The sequence below is a fragment of the Chryseobacterium sp. SN22 genome, from assembly GCF_008329705.1.
Classification (GTDB): Bacteria; Bacteroidota; Bacteroidia; order Flavobacteriales; family Weeksellaceae; genus Chryseobacterium.
Genome location: NZ_VTSX01000007.1, coordinates 76,814 through 101,054, shown reverse-complemented (window position 1 = coordinate 101,054; position 24,241 = coordinate 76,814). Strand labels below are relative to the sequence as shown.

General features: G+C 39.5%; 26 protein-coding genes. 15 read left to right on the top strand and 11 right to left on the bottom strand.

What is annotated here, in order from left to right; translation table 11 throughout:
- Position 1 precedes the first annotated feature (1 nt).
- Positions 2-760, top strand: coding sequence for a glycosyltransferase family 2 protein (locus tag FY557_RS06265; protein ID WP_149246433.1), 759 nt, complete (start codon positions 2-4; stop codon positions 758-760).
- Between the two features lie 9 nt (positions 761-769).
- Positions 770-1,396: a deoxyuridine 5'-triphosphate nucleotidohydrolase gene (locus tag FY557_RS06260; RefSeq protein WP_149246432.1), complete on the top strand. Its 627-nt coding sequence runs from the start codon at positions 770-772 to the stop codon at positions 1,394-1,396.
- On the opposite strand, the gene FY557_RS06255 is transcribed toward FY557_RS06260, so the two are convergent.
- The 5 genes from FY557_RS06255 to FY557_RS06235 form a co-directional block, all read right to left on the bottom strand.
- Entirely contained in the window at positions 1,388-2,617 is a 1,230-nt protein-coding gene (locus FY557_RS06255; RefSeq protein WP_149246431.1) for a 3-deoxy-D-manno-octulosonic acid transferase, read from the bottom strand. The genes FY557_RS06260 and FY557_RS06255 overlap by 9 nt on opposite strands.
- A 119-nt stretch (positions 2,618-2,736) precedes the next feature.
- Positions 2,737-3,204: a DUF1648 domain-containing protein gene (locus FY557_RS06250; RefSeq protein WP_149246430.1), complete on the bottom strand. Its 468-nt coding sequence runs from the start codon at positions 3,202-3,204 to the stop codon at positions 2,737-2,739.
- A gap of 18 nt (positions 3,205-3,222) precedes the next feature.
- Positions 3,223-3,939, bottom strand: coding sequence for a C40 family peptidase (locus FY557_RS06245; protein WP_149246429.1), 717 nt, complete (start codon positions 3,937-3,939; stop codon positions 3,223-3,225).
- 73 nt (positions 3,940-4,012) lie between these two features.
- Complete coding sequence (locus FY557_RS06240; protein ID WP_149246428.1) at positions 4,013-4,660, bottom strand: O-methyltransferase; 648 nt, start codon at positions 4,658-4,660, stop codon at positions 4,013-4,015.
- A gap of 399 nt (positions 4,661-5,059) precedes the next feature.
- A complete protein-coding gene (locus FY557_RS06235; RefSeq protein ID WP_149246427.1) occupies positions 5,060-5,893 on the bottom strand; it encodes an OmpA family protein in 834 nt (277 codons plus the stop codon).
- Between the two features lie 85 nt (positions 5,894-5,978).
- Between FY557_RS06235 and tilS the strand changes: the two genes are divergently transcribed.
- The 6 genes from tilS (at position 5,979) to FY557_RS06205 (ending at position 12,316) form a co-directional block, all read left to right on the top strand.
- Complete coding sequence (tilS, locus tag FY557_RS06230) at positions 5,979-7,301, top strand: tRNA lysidine(34) synthetase TilS (protein WP_149246426.1); 1,323 nt, start codon at positions 5,979-5,981, stop codon at positions 7,299-7,301.
- 1 nt (position 7,302) lies between these two features.
- Positions 7,303-9,372, top strand: a complete 2,070-nt coding sequence (locus FY557_RS06225; RefSeq protein ID WP_149246425.1) for a protein-disulfide reductase DsbD family protein — start codon at positions 7,303-7,305, stop codon at positions 9,370-9,372.
- A gap of 256 nt (positions 9,373-9,628) precedes the next feature.
- A complete protein-coding gene (locus tag FY557_RS06220; protein ID WP_149246424.1) occupies positions 9,629-10,147 on the top strand; it encodes a biopolymer transporter ExbD in 519 nt (172 codons plus the stop codon).
- 61 nt (positions 10,148-10,208) lie between these two features.
- Positions 10,209-10,718: a hypothetical protein gene (locus FY557_RS06215; protein ID WP_149246423.1), complete on the top strand. Its 510-nt coding sequence runs from the start codon at positions 10,209-10,211 to the stop codon at positions 10,716-10,718.
- A 10-nt stretch (positions 10,719-10,728) separates the two neighbouring features.
- Positions 10,729-11,511: an alpha/beta fold hydrolase gene (locus FY557_RS06210; protein WP_149246422.1), complete on the top strand. Its 783-nt coding sequence runs from the start codon at positions 10,729-10,731 to the stop codon at positions 11,509-11,511.
- A gap of 1 nt (position 11,512) precedes the next feature.
- The gene (locus FY557_RS06205) at positions 11,513-12,316 is read left to right on the top strand and encodes a patatin-like phospholipase family protein (protein WP_149246421.1); all 804 of its coding nucleotides are present in this window, start codon (positions 11,513-11,515) and stop codon (positions 12,314-12,316) included.
- Positions 12,317-12,392: 76 nt separating this feature from the next.
- Here the strand turns inward: FY557_RS06205 and FY557_RS06200 are convergent, their stop codons facing one another.
- Complete coding sequence (locus FY557_RS06200) at positions 12,393-13,400, bottom strand: DHH family phosphoesterase (RefSeq protein ID WP_149246490.1); 1,008 nt, start codon at positions 13,398-13,400, stop codon at positions 12,393-12,395.
- A gap of 232 nt (positions 13,401-13,632) precedes the next feature.
- Between FY557_RS06200 and rpmH the strand changes: the two genes are divergently transcribed.
- Together rpmH and FY557_RS06190 are read left to right on the top strand one after the other, a co-directional pair.
- Complete coding sequence (gene rpmH, locus FY557_RS06195; RefSeq protein WP_039365072.1) at positions 13,633-13,791, top strand: 50S ribosomal protein L34; 159 nt, start codon at positions 13,633-13,635, stop codon at positions 13,789-13,791.
- A 153-nt stretch (positions 13,792-13,944) separates the two neighbouring features.
- Positions 13,945-14,655, top strand: coding sequence for a cell division ATP-binding protein FtsE (locus FY557_RS06190; protein WP_149246420.1), 711 nt, complete (start codon positions 13,945-13,947; stop codon positions 14,653-14,655).
- A 10-nt stretch (positions 14,656-14,665) separates the two neighbouring features.
- Here FY557_RS06190 and FY557_RS06185 read toward each other — a convergent pair whose 3' ends face one another.
- The 3 genes from FY557_RS06185 to FY557_RS06175 are packed head-to-tail and all read right to left on the bottom strand — an operon-like array spanning position 14,666 to position 17,403.
- Positions 14,666-15,361 (bottom strand): tRNA1(Val) (adenine(37)-N6)-methyltransferase, encoded by a 696-nt coding sequence (locus FY557_RS06185; protein WP_149246419.1) that lies wholly within the window; start codon positions 15,359-15,361, stop codon positions 14,666-14,668.
- Entirely contained in the window at positions 15,361-16,815 is a 1,455-nt protein-coding gene (locus FY557_RS06180) for a sensor histidine kinase (protein ID WP_149246418.1), read from the bottom strand. Before FY557_RS06180 ends, FY557_RS06185 begins: the two co-directional genes overlap by 1 nt.
- Positions 16,816-16,818: 3 nt before the next feature.
- Positions 16,819-17,403: a riboflavin synthase gene (locus FY557_RS06175; protein ID WP_149246417.1), complete on the bottom strand. Its 585-nt coding sequence runs from the start codon at positions 17,401-17,403 to the stop codon at positions 16,819-16,821.
- 49 nt (positions 17,404-17,452) lie between these two features.
- On the opposite strand from FY557_RS06175, the gene pdxA reads away from it, so the two are divergent.
- The 5 genes from pdxA (at position 17,453) to accC (ending at position 21,472) form a co-directional block, all read left to right on the top strand.
- Entirely contained in the window at positions 17,453-18,544 is a 1,092-nt protein-coding gene (gene pdxA / locus FY557_RS06170) for a 4-hydroxythreonine-4-phosphate dehydrogenase PdxA (RefSeq protein ID WP_149246416.1), read from the top strand.
- Between the two features lie 84 nt (positions 18,545-18,628).
- Positions 18,629-19,153, top strand: coding sequence for a YceD family protein (locus FY557_RS06165; RefSeq protein WP_149246415.1), 525 nt, complete (start codon positions 18,629-18,631; stop codon positions 19,151-19,153).
- A gap of 59 nt (positions 19,154-19,212) precedes the next feature.
- Positions 19,213-19,416: a 50S ribosomal protein L32 gene (rpmF, locus tag FY557_RS06160; protein WP_149246414.1), complete on the top strand. Its 204-nt coding sequence runs from the start codon at positions 19,213-19,215 to the stop codon at positions 19,414-19,416.
- A gap of 126 nt (positions 19,417-19,542) precedes the next feature.
- The gene (gene accB / locus FY557_RS06155; protein ID WP_149246413.1) at positions 19,543-20,025 is read left to right on the top strand and encodes an acetyl-CoA carboxylase biotin carboxyl carrier protein; all 483 of its coding nucleotides are present in this window, start codon (positions 19,543-19,545) and stop codon (positions 20,023-20,025) included.
- Positions 20,026-20,116: 91 nt separating this feature from the next.
- On the top strand, positions 20,117-21,472 hold the full coding sequence (gene accC / locus FY557_RS06150; protein ID WP_149246412.1) for an acetyl-CoA carboxylase biotin carboxylase subunit: 1,356 nt from the start codon (positions 20,117-20,119) through the stop codon (positions 21,470-21,472).
- A gap of 41 nt (positions 21,473-21,513) precedes the next feature.
- Here accC and FY557_RS06145 read toward each other — a convergent pair whose 3' ends face one another.
- Positions 21,514-23,310 carry a hypothetical protein gene (locus tag FY557_RS06145; protein WP_149246411.1) on the bottom strand — a complete coding sequence of 599 codons (1,797 nt, stop codon included), beginning with the start codon at positions 23,308-23,310 and terminating at the stop codon, positions 21,514-21,516.
- Positions 23,303-24,214 (bottom strand): hypothetical protein, encoded by a 912-nt coding sequence (locus tag FY557_RS06140; RefSeq protein ID WP_149246410.1) that lies wholly within the window; start codon positions 24,212-24,214, stop codon positions 23,303-23,305. The genes FY557_RS06145 and FY557_RS06140 overlap by 8 nt, the downstream gene beginning before the upstream one ends.
- Positions 24,215-24,241 lie beyond the last annotated feature (27 nt).

Sequence of the window (24,241 nt, the reverse complement as noted above, 5' to 3'; positions counted from 1 at the left end):
TATGAAAGAATTGGTTTCCATTATTACCCCTTCCTACAATTCGGCAGAATTTATTGAAGAAACGATACGGTCGGTCCTGAACCAGACTTACGAAAACTGGGAATGGCTGATCTCCGACGACCGTTCAAAAGACAATACCGTTGAACTCATCCGGAAATACAATGATCCGAGAATAAAACTCCAGGTGCTGGAACAGAACGGCGGCGCAGGAAATGCCAGGAATAAAAGCCTGGAACGGGCGGAAGGAAGATACATTGCGTTTCTGGACTCCGACGATCTCTGGTATCCGGAATACCTGGAAGCCATGACGGGTTTTATGCAGGAAAACAGAACAGAACTGGTATACTGCAATTATTCGAGATGCGATGAGCATACGATGGAACCTGTCTTAAAGGATTTTCAAGCGGATACCGTGGTTACTTTTTCCAATCTGCTCAAAACCTGCAGGCTGGCTCCGGTTTCAACAATGTATGACACTAAAAGGGTCGGGAAATTTTTATTTCCCATCAAAAGCAAGCGTGAAGACCATGTGATGTGGCTGAATCTGCTGAAAGAAATTCCAAAAGGTTATCCCCTGAATAAGACCCTGGCCAAATACCGGATGCGCAAAAACAGTGTTTCAAGGAAAAAGAAAAACATCATCAAAGACCAATATCTCGTTTATAAAGACTTTATGGGATTTTCTATCCTTACCTCTTTATATTATACCGCCAATTGGGCCCTGAATGGATTTCTGAAATATTCGAAAATTTTTAATTAAATTTAAAAAATGGAATATTCAAAAGAGTTTAAGGCAGCCCTCAGCAATTTTTCATCTGTAGAAAAAGACCGGCTGATTTTCAGACTGTTGAAAAAAGACAAGCTTTTATCTAAAAAACTGTATTTTGAGCTGATCGATCTCGAAACTACAGATAATAAGCGGGATGCGATGGAAGAAATTGTTCATGAAAAAGTCCTGCTGGCTTCAAAATACATCAGCAACCAGAAGTATTTCCTGACGATCATCCGTAAAATAAGCGCGGAAATTACCGAACATGTGAAAATCACTACCGATAAGTTCGGGGAAGTTTCCCTGAACATCCTTCTGATGAATGAAATCCTGAAGCATAACGAAGACCTCAGCCGGCAGCGGTTTGATAATGTGTATAAACTGTATCTATATCTTATCAATAAAACGGTAAGGGCTTTACTGTTAACCAGAAAACTGGATGCGGATTACTGGATGGAAATTGATGAATACCTGGATCCTTTGAAAGAAAAAATCCTTCAGAACAACTACCTGTCGAAGCTGTTTAGCAATAACGGAATCGATTTTAAATGGCTGACCAGCGAGCAGATTCCTGAGAATTTCGATCACGTGATCAGAGACATTAAAAGCCGGGGATTTTTACGATAGAATTTTCTCAAGAATCAAGTCTGTTGCTTCCGGTTTTCCGGATACAAAGTTCTCCGCGTTCTCAGACATAGATTTAAGCAGTTCTTCATTATTGATCAGAAAAAGAATAAAATCGGCAGCCAGTCCTGTATTTTCAAATGCTCTTCCTCCGTCAACAGCAATGAGCTCATCGGCTTCCGGATTTTTCTTGTAATGGTTTCCGAAAATAACGGGAACCCCAAAAGTAGCTGCCTCCAGGATGTTATGCAACCCGGCATCGTGAAAACCTCCGCCCACTACCGCAATATCTGCGTAGGAATAAAGTTTGGAAAGCAGACCGATGCTGTCTATGATCAATACATGAGAATTAAAATCTTTTACAGAATTATCGATTTCACTGTACAAAACAGCTTCAGGAAATATCTGTCTCAAATTCTGAACCCTTTTAAGATCGTGCGGCGCAATAATCAGCTTGGCATAAGGACTTAATTGTAAAACTTCTTCCGCGATTTTTTCCTCCGCCTGCCATGAGCTTCCGAACACTATCGCTTTATCTTTTCCAATAAATTCTTTTATAAAATCAACATGATTGTTGCGGTTTCTTAATTGCTTTACCCGATCGAATCTGGTATCCCCCGTTATTGAAGATTGATGTAAACCTACTTTTTTTGCCAGTGCGTAGGACATTTCGGTCTGGTGAAAAAACCAGTCGATATTCTTCTGCAGCCGTTTCACAAGCCATTTTCCATAAGAAGTAAAGAAAGACTGCCGGTCATAAAACAAAGCGGAAATCACGTAGGTTTTAGCCCCTTTATTTTTTAATTCTTCCAGCAGGTTATACCAGTAATCATATTTCACCGTAAAAAATAGTTCAGCATTAAACTGAGCAACAAACTCTTTTACAAGCGATTTTTTATCAAACGGCAGGTAGCAGATGACATCTGCAATATTTCTTTTATTCACCACATATTCATATCCGGACGGAGAAAAGAAAGTTACCAGGATTTTATGACCGGCATAATGTTCTTTCAGTCTTTCAAGTACAGGCAGTCCCTGTTCATACTCCCCCAGGCTTGAAGCATGCATCCAGATTACCTTATTGGATTTTGAAAGTCCGGATTTTACTTTTTGCAGAGATTCTTTTCTTCCTTCAACGCCTTTTTTAGTTTTATCATCGAATAAAGAAAAAACCTTCATCCCGAAAATGAGAAGATTAATAAATAGGTTATACAGAAGAGCCATCACATTCAATTTAAATTTTTAATAATTATTCTATGGTAAGAGCCTGAGCTCAGCAGAATTTCAATCTGCCGTTTCATTAAATATTCCCTGTCAGATCCATCCGGAGCCATAAAGCTTTATCACTTAAAGACCCCTACAAAGATGAATAAAATGATCAGGCTTCCGATCACCGAAAACAGCGCGAAAGACATTGCCACCCTGGGCTTTGCCGCTTCATCCCTGGAATATCTGAACATATAATCCTGATTATTCAGAAAAAGAAATGAAATCAACAGAAAAAGCCATCTTATAAAAATTTTCATAATCAAAAATTGTGCATTTTCATTTTCTTCTGTAATTTCTACAGGATAGTTGGAAGATTCCGGAGTTCTGACCACGTAGGCAAATAGAAAATACAGGACCGTTAGGACCGCCGGCATCAGAAAAGAATACTTCTTACTGCCGAACTGATCTGCCTTTCCGTCGAAGTCGAAATGGGTAGGAATGGTCTGCGGTAAAGATGTATAATGTTTTATGGTAAACCACCATAGGAAAGCAAGCAGTCCAAAATTTAAAATATCGAAAATGCCCAGAAGAATATTTTCCATTTCAGAACTGTTGTAAGGTTAAATTACACTTTTAATCACTCTCAGCTTATGTGTATGTTTATTCAGCTCTTTATTAAAGATTCCGGTAGAATCCAGGGTATCGATTCTTACTTTACCTGAAGCATGAATAATCCGCTGGTTTTCGAGCATGATTCCTACATGAACGATCTTCCCCTCCGGATTTTCAAAGAAGGCGAGATCACCGGGCCGGCTTTCCCCGACAAAGCTCAGGGATTCTCCGACGTTTACCTGTTGGGAAGCATCCCTCGGCAATTTAATCTCATGAATTTTATAGACCAGCTGGGTAAAACCGGAACAGTCTACCGCAAAAAAGCTTTTCCCGCCCCACAGGTAAGGGACATTGATAAATTCTTTTGCCGTTAAAGCAATACTTTCGCGTACATCGTGGCTCCTTCTTGAAGCTACTGCCGGAAACTCGACTTCCGAACCCATAGAAAGCAGTGTTTTTCCGTCGTTCATCATGACAGAGGAGAAATCTTCGGTAACGACGGTTATTTTACGTTTAGCCAGTATGTCATCGGCTACCGGCCGGAGCTGTTTGGTATCCATCCACCCTTCATAGCCGTCGTAGTGCATTTTTATTCTGGTCCAGTTTTTATCTACTTCCAGAATATCCGCACTTTCACCAAACAGTATTTCCGTAACAATTTCTGCCCGGTCAGATGCTTCTGCCCGGACCGGTGCTACCGTAACACTACAAATTCCTTTATCCATCAGTTTATATTAAATTACAGGCCGGGCAAAGCTTGGAAAATTACATTCTATTTCAATATGCCTTTAACCTGGACTATTTTCTTCTCAGGAAATTTACCCCGTCCCGCAAAGGTAAAATAAGATTTTCAAAATCGTCGTCTTTCGCAATCAAATCATTCAATTCCTTGATCACCTGGGTCGATTTCTGCTTCGGGTTTTCTTCCAGCACTTTTCCGTACCAGAGCACATTATCGAACATCACAACCGATCCAGATTTCGTTCTCGGTTTGATCAGCCTGAAATACTCCGCATAATTTTCTTTATCTGCATCTATAAACACCAGATCGAAGATTTCGTCGGTTTCTTTTAAAAACGTTTTGGCATCCTGAAGCTTAAAATCGATCTGTTCTGAAAATTCACTTTCCGCAAAATACTTTCTCGGGAGATATGCCAGATCCTCATTTACATCCAGAGTGGTGATTTTGCCGCCTTTTGCCATTCCCGTTGTCAGGCAAAGCGTGGCATACCCGGTAAAGGTACCTATTTCAAGAATGTTTTCAGGCTGCATCATTTGGGAAACGATCGTCAATAATCTTCCCTGCTGATATCCGGAAATCATATGCGGCTGTGTGGTCTTCTGATAGGTTTGCCGTCTCAGTTTTCTCAGAATTTCAGGTTCCGACGAAGCATGGTTTTCCAGGTACCTGTCCATCTCCGGATTTTTTTCTTCAAAAAAGCTCATTCTACAAATTTTAGGAAGTTCAAATTTATTTAAATATAACAAAAACGATGATATAAAACCAAAGATTCTGACAGCATGGGGAAATCCCGGATGCAAATACCGTAAAAATACGGATGGTTTTGTTTCAAGATACCACTACCTTTGCATGGAGGGTAGAAACACACGGCAATAATGTTTGCGGAAAAAAAACAAATTAACCACAAGAATCAAAGGAGTCCGGTGCCGAAAGGCACTCCGGATTCTTCTTTAAAGAAAACTAATAAACCAGACCTATCCAATTCATTTTTTCAGAGGATTATTTCTTTACTTAAAAAGGAAGAATTAATTTGATTAGCTTAAAAAAAGAAATCCCGAATTGTTTCGGGATTTCTTTTTTATATGGGTTAAGAAGATCTGAAATTATTTTTTCGGAGCAATATCCATTAATTTCATAAACTCATCCAGCTTAGGCATAATGATGATTTCCGTTCTTCTGTTTTCCGCTCTTCCGGAAACGCTCATGTTGGTTGCTTTAGGATTGTATTCAGAACGTCCGCCTGCTGTAATCCTTGCCGGATCAACTCCAAACTGAGTCTGCAGGATTTTCGCTACTGAAGTTCCTCTTAAAGCAGAAAGATCCCAGTTGTCTCTTGGCAGGTTTGGTGAATTTAAAGCGGCATTATCCGTATTTCCTTCGATCAGTACGGAATACTTATCGTAATCGTTGATTACTTTAGCTACTTTCCCCAATACTTCCTGAGCGGCAGGTAAGATGTTGTAATCTCCGGTTTTGTATAACATTTTGTCCGAAAGCGAAATCATGACCACCCCTTTCAGGACTTTTACCTGAACATCGCTGTCCGCTACATTATCCAAAGATCTTTTCAGTTTATTAGACAAGGCAAGATTTAAGCTGTCGTTTTTCGCATTGTTTGAAATCAGCTGCTTGATATAAGAGTTTGAAGAGTTGATTTCCCCTACTAACTTATCGATGTTCGCAGAACTCTTCCCTGAGTTCGACAGGCACGCATCCAATGAAGATTTCAGCGCATCATGCTGGCTCTTTAATAAACTATTCTCACTGGCTAAAGCTGAATTCTGAGATTTCAGATCCTGAATTTCCCTCTGCCTTTCCCCTACGTTTTCAATACACTGCTTGTAATTAGAGCTTAATGCATCATACTGCTTTTTACTGATACAAGATGTCATTCCCAGCGCCATTGCAGAAACTGCTAAAATTTTAAAAATTTTCATAAATAATCATTTTTAGACGGATCAAAGGTAACAAAATTCATTTTAATTATATGGTTATCTTTGTATAAAGAAATTTCAAACCTCCATGTTGCACCGCTCAGCATTTAAAAGCCAGCTGGATATATTAGTCCATTTTCCTGAAAACCAAAGCTATCTTCTTGCTGTGAGCGGGGGTGCCGACTCTATGGTATTGGCCTATTGTTTTAAGAAATCGGGAATTAAATTCCAGGTTGCGCATATCAATTATAAGCTCCGTGGAGAAGATTCGGAACTAGACCAGAAAACCGTAGAGGATTTCTGTAAAAAGCATCACATTAAATTTCATTTATATCAGGTTTCGGAAAAAGACCGGAAGCCTGAGCATTCCATCCAGCTTTGGGCAAGGGAACTGCGGTATCAGTTTTTTAAACAGGTCCAAAAGAGTGAAAACCTGGAATTCCTGGTTACGGCGCATCACCTGAACGATCAGCTGGAAACCTTTATCATTAATTTATCAAAAGCGGCGGGCATCAACGGATTAAGCGGAATCCCTGCCAACAGCAACCGTATCCTCAGGCCCCTTCTTCCTTTTTCAAAAGAAGAAATTTATGCCTTTGCGAAAGAACACCGGATCGAATACCGTGAAGATCTGTCCAACAGGAAAAGCGATTATTTAAGAAATAAGATCAGGAATGAAGTGGTCCCGAAACTGCTGGAAACCAACGATCATTTTTTAGATAATTTCAGGAAGAGTTCCTTTTATTTAAACCAGACGAAAAACTTTGTTCAGCAGCAGATCGGGGAAATAGAAAAACGCATTACTGTGTTTAACCCGTCCCACAAAATTTTATCAAAAGACCGGCTGAGCGGGGAAAGTGATTTCGTGAAGTTTGAAATTTTAAAGAAGTACGGATTTGATCAGGAACAAGAGATTCCGAAAATTTTCAACGCTGAAAACGGCAGCTTATTTTTCTCTAAAGATTACCGGCTGATGATAAACTACGACGAATTGATTTTAAGTGCGAAAACAGATCATGATGTCCCGCAGCAGGAAGATGAAGATATTGTCTTAATTAAAAAATCTGATCTTTCTCAAAACCAAACGGCGGTAAATCTCGAAAATATAATGGCAATCGAGGAAATCAATAAAAGTTTTGAATGGGATTTCGATGCCCGTAAACTCCGTTTTCCGTTGCGGTTACGAAGACCGAAAGAAGGAGATGAATTTTATCCTTCGGGTTTTTCGGGGAAAAAGAAAGTTTCCAAGTTTTTTAGGGACGAAAAATTATCTATTTTAGCGAGGCAAAAAATATGGATCCTGGCCGATGGCGAAAACTCCGTACTTGGGGTGATTCCTTTCCGGCAGGACCGAAGATATTCTGGGGATGGGAATACCGAAAATATTCTCAAAATTTTTAATAAAAAGTAAAATGAAGTTTAGAAACTGGTTTTTATTGATTCTGCTGTTTTTGGCAACCGGCATCAATGCACAAATCAAAAATCCTGTAAAATTTAAATTTACCATCAACGAATTAGGCGACAACCAATACGAAGCGGTGCTGAATGCGACGATGGAAAGCGGATGGCATATCTATTCCAAAGATCTTCCTGAAGACACCGGAATTCCGACCAGCTACAAGGTTTCGGGAAAAAATATCGAGCTCATCGGGAAATTTACGGAAACCGGAAAAAAACATGAAGAGTTTTCCGAGGCTTTCGGAGGAAAGATTGTGTATTATTCGGACGCAGCAGGATTCAAGCAGAAATTTAAATTAAAAGACGGCACGAAACCGGGCGATGTGGTTGCGGAAATTACTTACCAGACTTGTGACGACAGGGTCTGCCTGGCACCGAATACGTTGGAATTCAATAAACCGGTGACACCGAAGAGCGCAGTTGAAGAAGCCAAGACAGATGAAAAAGCAGAGTCTGCCAAAGATTCCCTTCAGCCTGTGATCGATACATTGGGAGTTGTCGTTCAGAATACCGTTCCAGCAATACAAACGGCCAAGCTTGACCCTAAGCAGTTAAAAATAAAATCCATTGATATTGCACATCCGCTGACGGATTGCGGAACCGGATCCTCCAAGATCAGCGAAAATTACTGGACGTATCTTTTATTAGGGTTTATCGGAGGACTGATTGCCCTGCTTACCCCTTGCGTATTCCCGATGATTCCGTTAACGGTTTCTTTCTTTACAAAAGGAAACAAGAATCCGGCAAAAGGAAAACGGGATGCGCTGATTTATGGGTTCTTCATTTTATTGATCTTTGTCCTGCTAAGTGTGCCTTTCCACCTGATCGACGGGATTGCCGGAAATATCTTCAATGAAATTTCAACCAATGTCTGGCTGAATATTGCTTTCTTCATCATCTTTATTTTCTTTGCGGGAAGCTTCTTCGGATATTACGATATTACGTTACCAAGTGCGATAGCCAACAAGTCTTCAAAGGCGGAAGAAGCCGGGGGGATTATCGGAATTTTCTTTATGGCATTGACGCTGGTGATTGTATCGTTCTCCTGTACAGGCCCTATTTTGGGAAGCTTACTGGGAAGTGCCATTACCGGATCAGCCAACGTCCCGATGCTTCTGACCTTTGCTTTAGGCGGTTTCGGACTGGCATGGGCGATTGTTTTCGGTCTTCTGGCTTTATTTCCTCAGGCATTACAGAGCCTTCCAAAATCCGGAGGCTGGATGAATACCGTAAAAGTGGTTTTAGGTTTCGTAGAATTAGCACTGGCCTTGAAATTCCTTTCAAAAGCCGACCTGGTTTCCAAAACATTTCTTATTAAAAGGGAACTTTTCATTGCCATCTGGATTATTATTGCTATCGGATTGGTGATCTACCTGTTCGGGCTGATCCGATTCCCGCATGATGATAAAAAACCGAAGATTTCCATCACCAGAAAAATATTGGGCGTATTGGGAATCGGTTTTGTGATTTACCTGATCCAGGGATTGATTCCTGCGGAACGCCCGAAACTGCAGCTGTTAAGCGGAATTTTACCTCCACTGAACGTAAGCTATTTTCATGATGAAAAAGACGGAATCCTGGGAATGCACCCTGAACACGATTTCTTTAGAGCGATTGAAATTGCCAAAAAAGAGAATAAACCGATCCTGATCGACTTTACGGGCTACGGCTGCGAAAACTGCCGGAAGATGGAAGAATTTGTCTGGAGCGAAGCGGATATTTTACCGATTCTTCAGAACGACGTCGTGCTGGCTTCTTTATACGTAGACGACAAGGAAGAGCTCCCTGAAGACCAAAAGACGAAAATCGATCTCGGTGACGGACAGATGAAAAAAGTGCAGACCATCGGAGACCGGTGGAGCCTGTTCCAGACAGCGAATTTCAATAACAATTCCCAGCCGCATTATGTCCTGCTGACTCCGGACGGTAAGGTAATCAACACCCCGGTTTCCGGATACATGGAAAAAGAGAAATTCAAGAAATTCCTGGAATGCGGCGTCAATTATTTTAAACAGAATAAATAAAGTTTTTAAGATATTTTAAAACTCATGCTAAAAGGCGTGAGTTTTTTGTTTTATGTGAATAATAAATTTTCATCAAACAGGATTATTATTTTTTATTTTGCTGATATATAATACATTTTACGTAAAAAACTAAAATAAATTAAATATTTAATATTAATTTCATTTCTTAGGTACGAATTTTGTGTTTATTCCGTTATAAAAGTAAGTATTTAACACCTTTTATTAAAAAATGTTTAACATTTAAAAACTAATAATTATGGCAGAAGTAATTGCACAGGAAAAGCAGGGCGGAAGCAAACAGAGAAAAAAACTGATCCGCGTAGACATGACCCCAATGGTAGATCTGGGGTTTCTATTGATCACCTTTTTTATGTTCACCACCAATTTTACGAAACCGAATGTGATGGACCTCGGATTACCGGCAAAAGGTCCGCATCAGCCAGGTAATGTGGTAGACATAAGAAATCAGGTCACTTTTATTCTCGGTAAAGACAACAGGGTATTCTATCATCAGCAGTCCAAAGAAGATTTAAATAAAAATAATCTGAAAGAAACGGATTTCAACGGACTGAATATTATCAAAATTATTTCCGAAGCTTACAGTAAGGCACCTAAAAAGGAAAATTTCACGATCATTATCGAACCGACCGACGAGGCCAATTATAAGAACTTTGTTGATGTACTGGATAATATCGCGATTTCAAAAAAGGAAAGATACGGCGTTACCGATATCAAACCCTGGGAAAAGAAAGTTTACGAAGAATTAACCCAATAAAACAGGAAGAGCATTTTCAGAATGCTCTTTTTTTATTTATTTTTGGATATAATTTTATTGAATGAAAAACTTTTTAACCGCAATCGCTGTTTCAGCCATGCTTGTTTCATGTTCCAAAAAAGAAACTACTCCTGCTTCGGAAAAAGTAGACAGTACCAAAATAGTAGATTCCATTAACGCCGTAACCGAAAAGCATAACGACAGCATCCGGTCTAAAAATCATTTTAAAGATTTCAGCGGAACCCATAAGCTCACCCACAGCCTGATCAATTCGGCAGGAACCTTAGAGTTTAAGAAAATTGGTGGTGAAGCAGATCATTACGATGTTTCCGGGACCATTAAATCAGGAAAAAATTCACTTAAAATCAAAGGATTTATGGCTGCAGTTTCCGGTAAGCATATGAATTTTACAGGAGAAATCACGCAAAGTATTGCCGACAACGATAATGGAAAACCTTATATAAGGAAAGGGACCAAAACTTTTATGTCTAAAGACGGAGGAAAAACATTCAGGCTGCAGGACATGGTAAATGGTTCGGGATTTGTTGATCATATCGATATTCACTTTTAACTGCCGAACTATGCTGAACTTCGAGAGAAAAGGAAACGGAAAGGAGATTTTGGTCCTATTGCATGGCTTCATGGAAAACCTTTCGATCTGGAGCGACCTGGAACCTCATCTTTCCGAGAATTTTTCATTGGTAAAAATCGATCTTCCCGGCCACGGACAGTCGGAAATCATCGCCGAAGTACAGACGATGGAACTGATGGCGGAAGAAGTTAAGAAAGTCCTTGAACATCAAAATTTAAATAAAGTCCATTTGCTGGGCCATTCGATGGGAGGCTATGTTTCCCTGGCTTTTGCTGAAAAATATCCTAAGTCACTAAGAAGTCTCACGCTATTTTTCTCTACCTATTTCCCCGATGATGATGAGAAAAAAGAACAGCGTATCAAAAGTTACCGCATCATCAAAGATGCCTTTGCCCACTACGCCAGAGCCGGCGTTCCAAATCTTTTTAACCCTAATGAAAGGGATATTCTGGAGGGTAAAATAGAGACTGCGCTGAAAGTTGCCCTCTCCACTAATAATCTGGGTGCTCTTGCATCCGTAAAAGGAATGGTGGAAAGAACGGATAAAAACCATATCCTGGAAAATCTAGATGCTAAAATTTTAGTTCTTGCCGGCAAGCACGACAATGCAGTAAAAACCGAAATGATGATCAAAGGTCTGCCGGACCGGACAAACATCAAATCCTACATCCTCGACTGCGGGCACAACGGGCATTGGGAAAAACCGGCCATCTGTGCAGCCATCATCAATACGGAACTTCTCCATAACCTGCCGAAACATCTGGTGTTCTGATATGTTCGATTTCCTGTCTTTCAAAAAAAAGAAACCGGTGACCGGACTTACCCTGTCAGGCGGAGGTATGCGCGGTATTGCCCATATTGCCGTTCTGAAGGCTTTGGAAGAATACCACCTGAAACCTGATATTATTTCGGGGACCAGCGCCGGTTCCATTGTAGGAGCCTTTTATTCTTTGGGAAAAACCCCGGAAGAAATGATGGACATCGTAAAGCAGACCACCTTCTTTTCCCGGTCTTACCTTAAACTTTCCAAAAACGGTATTTTCAGTTCCAGGTTTATCATGAAGCTGTTTACGGATTATTTTCCGGAAGATAATTTTAATGTGCTACAAATCCCCGTTTATGTAGCTGCGACGGAAATGACGCATGGTATTGTTGATTTCTTTTCGGAAGGCGAACTGTTTGCCCCGTTACTGGCTTCGTCCAGTGTTCCGTTTATCCTGCCTCCGGTGAAAATCGGTGAAAAAATTTATGTCGACGGGGGAGTTCTGGATAATCTGCCAATCGAGCCGATTATGGACAAATGTGATTTCCTGATCGGCTCCCATGTGAACTCCATCAGTTATGACAGCCTTGAAAATATGAGCCTGATGAAGGAATTTGACCGCATCCTGCACCTGGCGATTGCCAAATCGGTTTATTCCAAAGCAAAGTCCTGCGATATTTTCTTAGATCCTCCGAAAATGACGAAGTTCAGTTTGTTCAACAAAAAATTTCTGGACACGATGTTTCAGGAAGTCTATGAATACACCTGCAAAGAGCTTGAGGAAAAGGGATATTCAAGATTTGACAAGGGTTAACTGAAAGATGGAAATCATTTGGTCATTATCATAACCAAGACCCCTGACATCAGTAACACTGTATTATTTTATCCGCTTACAGATTTTCTTCCGCTTCTATTTTCTTTTTAAAGGTTTCGATGGTTTCCTGCAAAGATTCGTTGGATTTCCCTCCGGCCGCATTGATGTGCCCTCCCCCGTTGAAATATTTTCTTGAGAACTGGTTCACATCCATATTATCTTTACTCCTGAAAGAAATCTTAATAAAATTCTCATACAGGTCCTCCATAAAGAAAGCCGCCATTTTTACACCAAGAATACTCAGTCCGTAATTTACGAAACCTTCGGTATCCCCTTTCTGGAAGCCGTATTCTTTCAGTTCTTCCCTTGTAAGATACAGGATGGCCACTTTACCGTCTTTTGCCACTTCTATTCTTCCCAGAATCAAGGCGAGAAGAAGCAAGCGCGAAACCGTATTCGTATCCCACGTATTTGAAGTAATCAGGGCAGGATCGGCACCGTGTTCGATTAAATTGGCAATAATGCGGTGGGTTGCCGCACTGGTGGAGCGGAAACGGAATCCTCCGGTATCCGTCATAATCCCGGTGTACAGGCATTCGGCAATATCTTTATTTACCAGCTTCTCATCATCCATCGCTTCGATAAAATGATATACCATCTGGCAGGTTGCCGGAATCACCATATCGGAATAAACAAAATCAAATTTTTCAGGCTGCTGATGATGGTCGATCAGGATCTTCTTTCCCTTCGCATTTGTCAGCCAGTCTCCCAGGATACCGATTCTTGACGGCGCATTGAAGTCCAGGCAGAAAATAACATCCGCTTCATTAATAAGGTCGAAAGCAAACTTTCTTTTGTAATCGGCAATCAGCACCCTTTTGGCTTCCGGCATCCATTTCAGGAACTTCGGAAAATCATTGGGAACAATTACTTCGGCAAAAATTCCTTTGGCTTTCAGATAATGTTTAAGACCAAGGCTGGAACCGATCGCATCCCCATCCGGATTATAGTGGGTAAGGATTACGATTTTATTTTCTGGAGTAAGTAATGTGTTAATTTCTAAAAGTTCTGCCGGTGTAAACATCATGATGTTTATTTTCTTTAAATTTGAGTCTCCAAAGATAGAGCTTTTAAATAAATCCCGGCGATTATTTTTAATGATGGGGAAAATCGTCTCATGATCGGGCTTCACAAAGGCCACTGAAGAAACCGATGAAGATTTATAAAAAAATATTGTGAAAATTTGCAACTTTTAAAAAATTCCATATCTTTGCAACCTGAAAATTAATAGATAATTACGATTTAAACATAAAGTAATGAGTAAAAGAACATTCCAGCCATCAGAAAGAAAAAGAAGAAACAAACACGGTTTCAGAGAAAGAATGTCTACGCCAAATGGAAGAAGAGTTTTGGCTGCGAGAAGAGCTAAAGGCAGAAAGAGTTTAACTGTAAGTGCGGCACGCGCTAAGAGATAATCTTTTATTATCATATACAAATCATGCTTGAAAAGAAGTTTTTCAGGCATTTTTTGTTGTTAAAATTTCCTAAAATTTAGGTTCTTAAGTCTTCTTTTTCTTATTTTTAAAATCTGAAAAAATATTTTAGAAAAGTACTTTTAAAACTGAACTATGCCACATACCCATATCGCCGGAGACAACATCATAAGTTTACAGCACGCGAAGATTGCACAGAAAAACTTCACGGTTCTTTCGGATGTTAACCTGAATATCAAAAAAGGAAGATTTTGCTACCTTATCGGAAAAACAGGTTCCGGAAAGAGTTCATTGTTAAAGACATTGTATGGGCATATTCCTTTGGCTTCGGGACACGGTGCCGTCGCAGGTTTTGATCTTGCCAAGCTTAGAACTTCCGAAGTCCCGAACCTGAGAAGAAAATTAGGAATTGTTTTCCAGGATTTTCAGCTGCTTTCCGACAGGACGGTTGAAAAGAACCTGAGATTTGTTCTTGAGGCTACAGGATGGAGCGATAAGGCAAAAATAGAAGAACGCATCAATGAAGTTCTGGCCAGTGTAAATATGAAGAGCAAGAAGCATAAAATGCCTCATGAACTTTCCGGAGGGGAACAGCAGCGTATTGCTATTGCAAGGGCTTTATTGAACCACCCGGATCTTATCTTAGCCGATGAGCCTACCGGAAACCTTGATCCCGAAACTTCCAATGAAATTATGACTCTGCTGAAGCAGGTGGCATTGGAAAACGGAGCAGCTGTAGTAATGGCGACCCACGATTACCATATGATCCAGAATTTCCCCGGTGAAGCTATCCGTTGTGAAGACGGGAAAGTTTCCGTACTGGATACAGCTGAATTATTTGAATAAAATGCATGTTTTATTTCTTAAAAACATGAAACTCTTTGGTGAGTTTAAGATAGGGGTCCGAGTATTGTCTCGGACTTTTTTCTATAATGAATTCCGATTCTGAGAAGGATTGTTCAGAAAAAGAGAATTCAAGGATCAGCCGTTTTATATTTGCCGTTTTAATGCCTTTAATATTGATTTTCCGGATCAGGATGAATCCATGTATTTCGGCTGTATGAACGAAGCCCTCTCCTGCCTCCACAGGAATAATTACCGATAAAATCCCTTTTTCCGACAGCAGTCCCGCAGATTTTGAAATCAGCTGCAGGAAATTCAATTCCACCGTTTGTCTGGCAATTTTATCTTTTTCCGAATCTGAGACTTCAAAATAGGGAGGATTGGAAACGATCATATCAAATTCTTCCGAAGTATTAAATGATTTAAAATCCTGATGCATGTTGTTCAGCCTCGATGCGAACGGTGAGTTTTTGAAGTTAACCCTTGTTAATTCTGCGGCCTCTTCATTAATATCAATTCCTAAAAATTCGGCCTGCGGATTCCTCTGGGCCAGCATAAGGGAGATCAGTCCGGTTCCCGTCCCTACTTCCAATACTTTTGAAGCATGGGACACTGAAGCTGAAGCCCCCAGTAAAACACCATCAGTACCTACCCGGAAAACGCCTTTTGACTGCCGGATTTCAAATTGCCTGAAGGTAAATGGTTTCACTATAAATTGGTGGGTAAAGTAATGGTAAACGTAGTGCCCTTTCCTACTTCAGACTTTACGGTAATTTCGCCTTTATAGTCTTCTACCATCTTGCGTACCATGGAAAGCCCGAGACCCATCCCGCTGTTCTTAGAAGTAAAATTAGGTTCAAAAATCCTTTCGTAAATATTTTCGGGAATGCCCACGCCATTATCCTGAACCGAAATCATTACCCGGCGCTGGTGCTGTTCTATATCAACATTAACAATCAGTTTCCGTTCTTCACTTTCCGCCTGTTTTGCATTGGTTACCAGATTGGTGATGATCCTGGACAGGTAAATCTTGTCCATGTTAATCATGATATTGCTTTTATTGGCATGCATAAAAACATTTTCATCATTGAAAACCCGGAGAATACCTTCCACTTCCGTATTCAGATTGATGGTTTCATTGTTTTTTTCGGGAAGCTTGGCAAATTCTGAGAATGCGGAAGCAACGGTTGCAATCAGATCAATCTGATCCACCATGGTTTTACTCATTTGCTTTACCCGCTCACGGATATTCGGATCTTCGGGATCAAATTTCCTTTCAAAATTCTGAATGGTCAGTTTCATTGGGGTCAGGGGATTTTTCACCTCATGTGCCACCTGTTTGGCCATTTCCCGCCAGGCTTCTTCCGATGCCTTAAAACGGAGCCTTTCTTTCTGATCCTGAATCTGCAGGATCATCCGGTTATAAGCCCGAGCCAACGCATTCAGCTCATCATTTTTATAATAACGGATCGGACGCATATCGTTTTCAAATAAAGTGATCCTCGTAATCATATCCGAGAATTTGGTAATATTTTTAGCCAGGTTGTTGGACATTACCCAACTGAACCATACACTGAAAAGAATCAGCAATACATCAATCAGCACGATGTACTTTAAATAGGTATTAAGAACATCAAGATAGGATCCTTCATCATGGTACAACGGGATATATACAATAGCAATCGGTTCGAAATCATTATTCCTCAGCAGCAGATAAGACGAAGTAAGAACGGCATCTTTGGAAGCATCGTAATCTTTAATATCCACCCTTGCCTTGGTGGCAAGGATTCTGTTGACAATATTGATGGGAATTGATTTGCGGTACGATGCATTTCCTTCCACGCTCGACACCAGGTAATGCCCCCTGAGGTCATATAACACCACAGGATGCTGGTTAATATCTGCAATTTCATAGATTTTGTTGTCCAGAAGCTCAGGAATGTCGCGGGTTTCGGTATGCTTCATGCTCACGGCATAATCCAGGAACCTCATGACGGCACCGGTCTTATTCTGCATATCGATTTCACTTTGCTTTTCAGAATTATTCCGCAAAACAAAGTACGGGACCAGCGAAGACGCTACAACACTTAAAAGGCACACCAGAAGGAAGCCGAAAAAAACACGGTTCCTCAAGCTATATCCCTTATACATATTAATTGACATTCGCTACTTTTTAATTAACCTAGCAATATACTTACCAACTATATCAAATTCTAAATTAACTTTATCTCCGGCTTTTAAATGTTTCATATTTGTAAATTCCCAGGTGTAAGGAATAATGGCTACCGAAAATCGGGCATCTTCGCTTTTTGCAACCGTCAGGCTGATTCCATTTACGGTAATGGATCCCTGCGGTACCGTCACAAAGCTTCCATCGTCTTCGTATTGTATGGTAATAAAATAGCTTCCGTCTTTATTTTCTATGCTCACGACTTCTCCTGTCTTATCTACGTGCCCCTGTACGATATGCCCGTCTAACCTTCCATCCATTTTCATACAGCGTTCGAGGTTGACTACTGTTCCCGTTTCCCATTTTCCAAGATTGGTTTTTTCCAGGGTTTCATTGATGGCGGTTACAATATATCGCTCTCCGTCGATCTTTACTACCGTTAAACAACAGCCGTTGTGGGCCAGACTCTGATCTATTTTTAATTCATCGGTAAAAGGGCAGGTTAAAGTAAAATCAATATTGCTTCCGTTTTCCTCGATCTTCTCAATTATCCCGACTGCTTCAATAATTCCTGTGAACATATTATTTTTTGCTAAATTTGTAGTTTATTAATCTTCAAAGATAATCAAAATGAGTCCAAAAAACCATAAAGTAAGAGTAGGAATTTCAATCGGAGATTTCAACGGCATCGGTCCGGAAATCATTATGAAATCCCTGTCCGACAAAACCATCACGGATTTTTTCACGCCGGTAATTTTTGGCTCGGGAAAATTATTTACCTATCAGAAAAACATTTTTAAACTCAACCTGAATTTCAACTACATCAACGATGCTTCACAGGCCCACGCCGGAAAACTGAATATGGTAAATCTGGTAAAAGAAAATTCTACGGTAGAGTTGGGAACACCGACGGAGGAATCTACCAAAATGGCCATTGAATCCCTGGAAGCGGCAACAGAAGCTTTATTGAAGGGAGAAATTGATGTATTGGTAACGGCTCCGATCAATAAGGATGAGATGGTGAAAATGGGCTTTAAACATGCCGGACACACGGGATATTTTGAAGAAAAGTTCAATAAAAAAGGACTCATGTTTCTGGTAACGGATGATCTTAAGGTAGCGGTTTCTACCCATCACATCCCGATTACTCAGGTTGCTGAAAATATTTCCAAGGAAAAAATAAAAAAACAGCTCCGGATGCTGAACCAGACACTGATCGAAGATTTTGGTGTCACGAGACCGAAGATTGCAGTTCTGGGACTGAACCCCCATGCAGGAGACGGCGGCGTTATCGGAAATGAAGAAATCGAAATTATCTCCCCAGCTATCAAAGAACTTTCAGACCATGGCATTCTGGCTTTCGGGCCTTTTCCTGCCGATAGCTTTTTTCAGCCGGGGAAATACAGAAGTTTCGATGCGGTTTTAGCCATGTACCACGATCAGGGATTAGCCCCCTTCAAAACACTGGCTTATGAAGAAGGTGTAAATTATACGGCCGGGCTGCCTTTTATCAGAACATCTCCGGATCACGGAACAGCCTATGATATTGCCGGAAAAAACATTGCGGATCCCCAGAGTTTTACGGAAGCCATTTTTGCAGCCATAAAAATTTTCAGGAACAGAAGCGAATACAACGATTTGATGAGCAACCGCATGCAGCCAAGAAAAATGGCAGTAGACAACGGAATAGATGAAGATCTGCCGGATGAAACTGAGGCCTAAATCTTTAATGAAGATTTTAAATTAATTTGTTAGAAATTTTATTTGTTATTATAAAAAAATTGCATATTTTTGCACACTCATTTTATGGACAAGTTAAGAAACTACGACATAAGCTTTTCCGGGCTGAAAACCGGCAAGCACGAGTTCAGGTTTGAGATAGATAAAGAGTTCTTTCAATTGTTTGACACTGAACAGGAATTTACAAATCCTAAAATTGCAGTGGATGTTCTATTGGACAAGCACAGCACATTTATGGAATTTGAGATCAAAGTAAAAGGGACAGTAGAATTGGTTTGTGATATTTCAAACGAAAATTTCGATCATCCCATTGAAAATGAGATTAAGGTACTGGTGAAATTCGGAGAGGAATATGATGACAGCGAAGAAGATGTGATTACCATTCCTACCGCAGACCATGCCTTTAATATTGCCCAGTTGATTTACGAAAATGTGGCTCTTTCCATCCCGATGAAAAAGATCTCACCCAACGTAAGCGAAGAAGACCTTGCTATCCTGGACAAATTCAGTCCGAAAGAAGATGACGAGGAAGAAGAACATGAAAGCGACCCGAGATGGGACGCGTTAAAAAATTTGAAGAATAAAAATTAAATAGTTTAATGATGAGATGATGAATCTCATCGCTCATCAATTAAAAAAGTTATTACACAATGGCACATCCAAAGAGAAGACAATCGTCCACAAGAAGAGATAAGAGAAGAACACACTACAAAGCGGTAGTTCCTCAATTGGCTAAAGATGCAGCAACAGGAGAGCTTCACCTTTACCACAGAGCTCACTGGCATGAAGGAAAACTTTACTACAGAGGTAAAGTAGTACTGGAAAAAGAAGTAGCATCTACTGAAGAAAACTAAGAGTCCGTTTCACCCGAAAACACTCGTTTTAATACAAAAACCGCTCAATTTTGATAAAATTTGGCGGTTTTTTGTTGTTTTTTATGTTTTTTTGGTATCTTTGGAGCAAAATCAAATATCAATTTTATGGACATTAAAGACATACAAAATCTTATTAAGTTTGTATCCAAGGCAGAAGTTTCTGAAGTGAAATACAAGACTAAAGATTTCGAAATCACCATTAAAACTCCATTAGCAGGAAGCGAGGTTGCTTATGCACAGCCTGCAGTTTACCACACGGCACCTCAGCAAATGGCTGCACCTGCACTCACTGCTGCCCCGGCTGCAGCACCTGCACAAAATACGGAAGCGGCATCTGATGACAGCAAGTATGTAACCATCAAATCTCCGATGATCGGTACTTTCTACAGAAAGCCATCTCCGGATAAAGATGTTTTCGTAAACGTAGGCGACGAAGTTTCCAACGGAAAAGTAGTATGCGTTATCGAAGCAATGAAATTATTCAACCAGATCGAATCTGAAGTAAGCGGAAAAATCGTTAAGATTTTAGTGGATGACGCTACTCCGGTAGAATACGATCAACCTTTATTCTTAGTAGATCCATCTTAAGGAATTCCAGATTAGAGATTATAAATTTTAGATGATGCTTTTCATTTAAAATAATTAAAATTCAAAATTTATAATTTAAAATTCCAGAAAGATGTTCAAAAAAATATTAATTGCCAATCGTGGCGAAATTGCAATGCGTATTTTACGTACTTGTAAAGAAATGGGGATCAAGACCGTTGCGGTATATTCAACGGCGGATAAAGACAGCCTTCACGTAAGGTTTGCTGACGAAGCGGTTTGCATCGGTCCGGCAATGAGCAAAGATTCCTATTTAAAAATCCCTAACATTATCGCGGCAGCCGAAATCACCAATGCCGATGCGATCCACCCGGGTTACGGATTCCTTTCCGAAAATTCCAATTTCTCCAGAATCTGCCAGAAAAACGGTATCAAATTTATCGGTGCTACGCCTGAGCAGATTGAAAAAATGGGAGACAAAGCCAACGCCAAGGCAACCATGAAAGCCGCCGGTGTTCCTTGTGTACCGGGATCTGACGGCCTGATCGAGTCTTACGAACATGCGGTAAAGATTGCTGAAGAAACGGGTTATCCGGTGATGATCAAAGCCACTGCCGGAGGCGGAGGAAAAGGAATGAGAGCGGTATGGAAGGCCGAAGACCTGAAAGACCACTGGGAATCAGCCATCCAGGAAGCGGTAGCCGCTTTCGGCAACGGCGGGATGTATATGGAAAAACTGATCGAGGAGCCAAGGCATATCGAGATCCAGGTTGCGGGAGACCAGTATGGCAAAGCCTGCCACCTTTCTGAAAGAGACTGTTCCGTACAGCGAAGAAACCAGAAATTAACCGAAGAAACGCCTTCTCCTTTCATGACGGACGAGCTTCGTGAGAAAATGGGTGAAGCTGCCGTAAAAGCAGCGGAATTCATCGGATATGAAGGAGTAGGAACCATCGAATTCCTGGTAGACAAGCACCGGAATTTCTATTTTATGGAAATGAATACCAGAATCCAGGTAGAACACCCGATCACAGAGCAGGTAATCGATTATGACCTGATCAGAGAGCAGATCCTATTGGCTGCGGGAACGCCGATCTCCGGAATCAACCATTTTCCTAAGCTTCACTCTATCGAATGCAGGATCAACGCCGAAGACCCTTATATGGATTTCAGACCGTCTCCGGGAAAAATTACAGGATTGAACATCCCGGGCGGACACGGCGTAAGAGTAGATACCCATGTGTATTCAGGATATACCATCCCTTCTAACTACGACTCTATGATTGCCAAGCTGATCACGACCGCTCAGACGCGTGAAGAAGCGATTGCCAAAATGAGAAGAGCTTTGGAGGAATTCTATATTGAAGGCGTGAAAACTACCATTCCGTTCCACAGACAGCTGATGGATCACGAGGATTACCTTGCCGGAAACTACACGACGAAATTCATGGAGGATTTTGTAATGGACAGAAAATATGATAATCATTAATATAAAAACCGGTTTCTGATTGAAACCGGTTTTTATTTTGTTTAAAATCTTAACTTTTCTAATTTATCAGCTTCCCAATCCAATCCGTCTTTATCATTCCCCAAATATTCTCCAGAATAATAATAGTAATAAGAAACATAATCATAGTGAATTATTAAATAATTCGGATAATAGGAAAAATAAATTCCATTGACTTTATCCTTAGGATCTATCTTTTTACCATTTTTATTAAAAGCGAAATTTTTCTGATTTCCTTCTTCATCTTTTTCGGTTTCGGAATACGAGATATAAAATATAGGATTTTCTTTATAGATTTTGTTGTCAGATTCTGGAATAATCTTTTCTCCTTTATAATGTAATGCTCCATAAAATTCTTTATCCTGCTGACCCGGAATATTTTTATAGGAGCTCCAAATAAGAATCCCGTTGCTGTCAAAATCTTTGAAAGATCCCAAAGTACTATTATTACCATTATTTATTTGCTTCAATCTTTCCAGATTTTCATTAATTAAAAACATTTTATTTCCATCATTCAGATATGCAAAACCGTTATAAAAATTAGTAATATCTTTTCCTTTTATTTCTTTAATATTTCCTTTTTCATTAACGATGAATAGTTTTGTACTCAATTCATTATATACTTTAATCACATTATTTTTAGAATTAAAAGATATATTAAAATTCACGGATCCAAAACTTTTAAGTTCATTCAGATGTTTTTCATTAACTTCAACAGTCTTATCTTTTTTTACAATGTAATATTTGCTGTTTTCAGGATTTTGCGTTAGAGCAGTATCAATAAAAAACTTCAAAATAGGAAATTCCGAATTCAGAACTACACGATCTTTATCTAAAACAGCATATCTTTTCGCAGGATTTTCGGGATTTTTATACTGTACAATTTGGTAGTTTTCAAAATTCTCATTATTCAGATCGTCAACTGAAAAAGTTGAAAGTATGCTGTACTCCAACTCTTTTTCTTTTGTAATATACAGTACAGACGGATCAAAGCCATAATATTCCACTACTTTTTTTATATCAATAGTTCCGCCATCTTTGCATGTGGTGTAATCACCATGACTTACAGGTTTATTGCAGTACGTCATTTGCCATGGATCTACATTTTGATAATACGTTTCATACAGCTTTCCGTTTCGGTCTGAAAAAGTAACTCCTTTTTGATTTTTTATAAGGAATAGATCATAAGGATAAAGTTCTGGTTTACTGTCATAGATAGAATCGTTCCTTAGGTAAACACTGCCATCTTCTTTATAAAAAGCTTTTTGTCTTGAGAAAGTTTCTGCAAACAATAAATTTTTATCTGTAAAACTGATTGTGCTGAAAGGACCGTTAATTTTGGAGTTGCGTAAGGAGAAAAAATAATGGGCATTGTATTTTAAACTATAAAAAAGCACTATGGAATCTTTCAATTTTTGAGGAATTCCTTCCAATTCGGCTAATTTCTCATTTTTGTAATTCAGAATCACGGTTTTTTTATCGTGAGTTCCTGCCATACATATTCCTTTTGTGCAGTACAGCGATTTATAGATTACGGGAATCAGGTTTTTCCCTTTTTCCGAAAAAAGGCCATAACTGGATTTTACAACAATATTGCTCCTCTTATAATATTCATCCTTCTGAAATATTCCTACAGAATCCCTTTTTATTCCATGATCATAAAAATTCTGAACAGAGCGGAATTCAGGCTTTACTACCCAGCTTCCATCGGAAGACTTTAATCCGTATTGTAAGGTTTTTCTATCCTGGGAAGGAAAAACAATCTGGGAAAAGCAATTCGAAAAAATAAGCAATGCTAACAGAAATATACTTTTACCCATGATAAATAATTATTTTATGCGATAAAACGTTCCCTTCTTTGGTATCAAAAATAAAACAGATTGTAGATGTAATATAAACCAACCAGAAAAAATTCCCACCTTTTTCGTCTTTTTCTATTTTAAAAAAAACACCTTCATACTCATAATTTTCTGCAGGTTCCGGGCCTGATCCGGAAAGCATCTTCATCAAATACTCGTAACCATCCAGACTGTCTTTTTTCATTATAAGATAATCTGCAATTTTTTTACGGTAGGTTTTCAGCAAATCCTGCAGATCGAACGTGATTCCTTTGTCCCAATCCTTTTCATAAGTAATATTCCCCTTATCGTCCCATTTCATTTCCATTCCTGTCCGGAATTTATACTTGGCATTTTCATTATACGTTGAAATCCTTTTTTTACTAATCAGATATTTATTTTGGGTTTTAATACCGGTATTAAAGTTTTCGACAGATTCAAAAATAAATAACGGAGAAAACTCATCTCCGGTGAGATGGATACCGGCAGACCGGATTTCAAGATTTCTGTTGTAAACAGTTATCATTTCATCGTTTGCCCAAATGTTATATTTTCCATATTTCAGATTGAAGAATGCATAAGGAAGAATGACCTGATCGGGAAGCTCCCTGGAATGTTTATTAAGTTCTTCAGCAGACCAGTGTTGATTTGCCATCTGCAATTTTTTAATCTTATCTTTAATTAAAAGGAGGCTGTCGAGTTTTTTTATCGAATAATACTGATCTTCAATTTTAATAGCTTTCTCAGGATTAGATTTCGCATAGTCCAGATATTGATGCTGAAGAATTTTATAATCTTCAATATCAAAAGGTGAAACGGCACTTTTCTGAGCAAAAGTAGATTTAGAAACCAAAAATAACAAAAGAAGGGTGACTGCTTTTTTCAAAATTTTATATTTGATTATCCGAAGATA

Excerpts from the sequence above, each read along its gene's own strand:
- FY557_RS06265 (WP_149246433.1), top strand. The coding sequence starts at position 2 with ATGAAAGAATTGGTTTCCATTATTACCCCTTCCTACAATTCGGCAGAA.
- FY557_RS06260 (WP_149246432.1), top strand. The coding sequence starts at position 770 with ATGGAATATTCAAAAGAGTTTAAGGCAGCCCTCAGCAATTTTTCATCT.
- FY557_RS06255 (WP_149246431.1), bottom strand. The coding sequence starts at position 2,617 with ATGGCTCTTCTGTATAACCTATTTATTAATCTTCTCATTTTCGGGATG.
- FY557_RS06250 (WP_149246430.1), bottom strand. The coding sequence starts at position 3,204 with ATGGAAAATATTCTTCTGGGCATTTTCGATATTTTAAATTTTGGACTG.
- FY557_RS06245 (WP_149246429.1), bottom strand. The coding sequence starts at position 3,939 with ATGGATAAAGGAATTTGTAGTGTTACGGTAGCACCGGTCCGGGCAGAA.
- FY557_RS06240 (WP_149246428.1), bottom strand. The coding sequence starts at position 4,660 with ATGAGCTTTTTTGAAGAAAAAAATCCGGAGATGGACAGGTACCTGGAA.
- FY557_RS06235 (WP_149246427.1), bottom strand. The coding sequence starts at position 5,893 with ATGAAAATTTTTAAAATTTTAGCAGTTTCTGCAATGGCGCTGGGAATG.
- tilS (WP_149246426.1), top strand. The coding sequence starts at position 5,979 with ATGTTGCACCGCTCAGCATTTAAAAGCCAGCTGGATATATTAGTCCAT.
- FY557_RS06225 (WP_149246425.1), top strand. The coding sequence starts at position 7,303 with ATGAAGTTTAGAAACTGGTTTTTATTGATTCTGCTGTTTTTGGCAACC.
- FY557_RS06220 (WP_149246424.1), top strand. The coding sequence starts at position 9,629 with ATGGCAGAAGTAATTGCACAGGAAAAGCAGGGCGGAAGCAAACAGAGA.
- FY557_RS06215 (WP_149246423.1), top strand. The coding sequence starts at position 10,209 with ATGAAAAACTTTTTAACCGCAATCGCTGTTTCAGCCATGCTTGTTTCA.
- FY557_RS06210 (WP_149246422.1), top strand. The coding sequence starts at position 10,729 with ATGCTGAACTTCGAGAGAAAAGGAAACGGAAAGGAGATTTTGGTCCTA.
- FY557_RS06205 (WP_149246421.1), top strand. The coding sequence starts at position 11,513 with ATGTTCGATTTCCTGTCTTTCAAAAAAAAGAAACCGGTGACCGGACTT.
- FY557_RS06200 (WP_149246490.1), bottom strand. The coding sequence starts at position 13,400 with ATGTTTACACCGGCAGAACTTTTAGAAATTAACACATTACTTACTCCA.
- rpmH (WP_039365072.1), top strand. The coding sequence starts at position 13,633 with ATGAGTAAAAGAACATTCCAGCCATCAGAAAGAAAAAGAAGAAACAAA.
- FY557_RS06190 (WP_149246420.1), top strand. The coding sequence starts at position 13,945 with ATGCCACATACCCATATCGCCGGAGACAACATCATAAGTTTACAGCAC.
- FY557_RS06180 (WP_149246418.1), bottom strand. The coding sequence starts at position 16,815 with ATGTCAATTAATATGTATAAGGGATATAGCTTGAGGAACCGTGTTTTT.
- FY557_RS06175 (WP_149246417.1), bottom strand. The coding sequence starts at position 17,403 with ATGTTCACAGGAATTATTGAAGCAGTCGGGATAATTGAGAAGATCGAG.
- pdxA (WP_149246416.1), top strand. The coding sequence starts at position 17,453 with ATGAGTCCAAAAAACCATAAAGTAAGAGTAGGAATTTCAATCGGAGAT.
- FY557_RS06165 (WP_149246415.1), top strand. The coding sequence starts at position 18,629 with ATGGACAAGTTAAGAAACTACGACATAAGCTTTTCCGGGCTGAAAACC.
- rpmF (WP_149246414.1), top strand. The coding sequence starts at position 19,213 with ATGGCACATCCAAAGAGAAGACAATCGTCCACAAGAAGAGATAAGAGA.
- accB (WP_149246413.1), top strand. The coding sequence starts at position 19,543 with ATGGACATTAAAGACATACAAAATCTTATTAAGTTTGTATCCAAGGCA.
- accC (WP_149246412.1), top strand. The coding sequence starts at position 20,117 with ATGTTCAAAAAAATATTAATTGCCAATCGTGGCGAAATTGCAATGCGT.
- FY557_RS06145 (WP_149246411.1), bottom strand. The coding sequence starts at position 23,310 with ATGGGTAAAAGTATATTTCTGTTAGCATTGCTTATTTTTTCGAATTGC.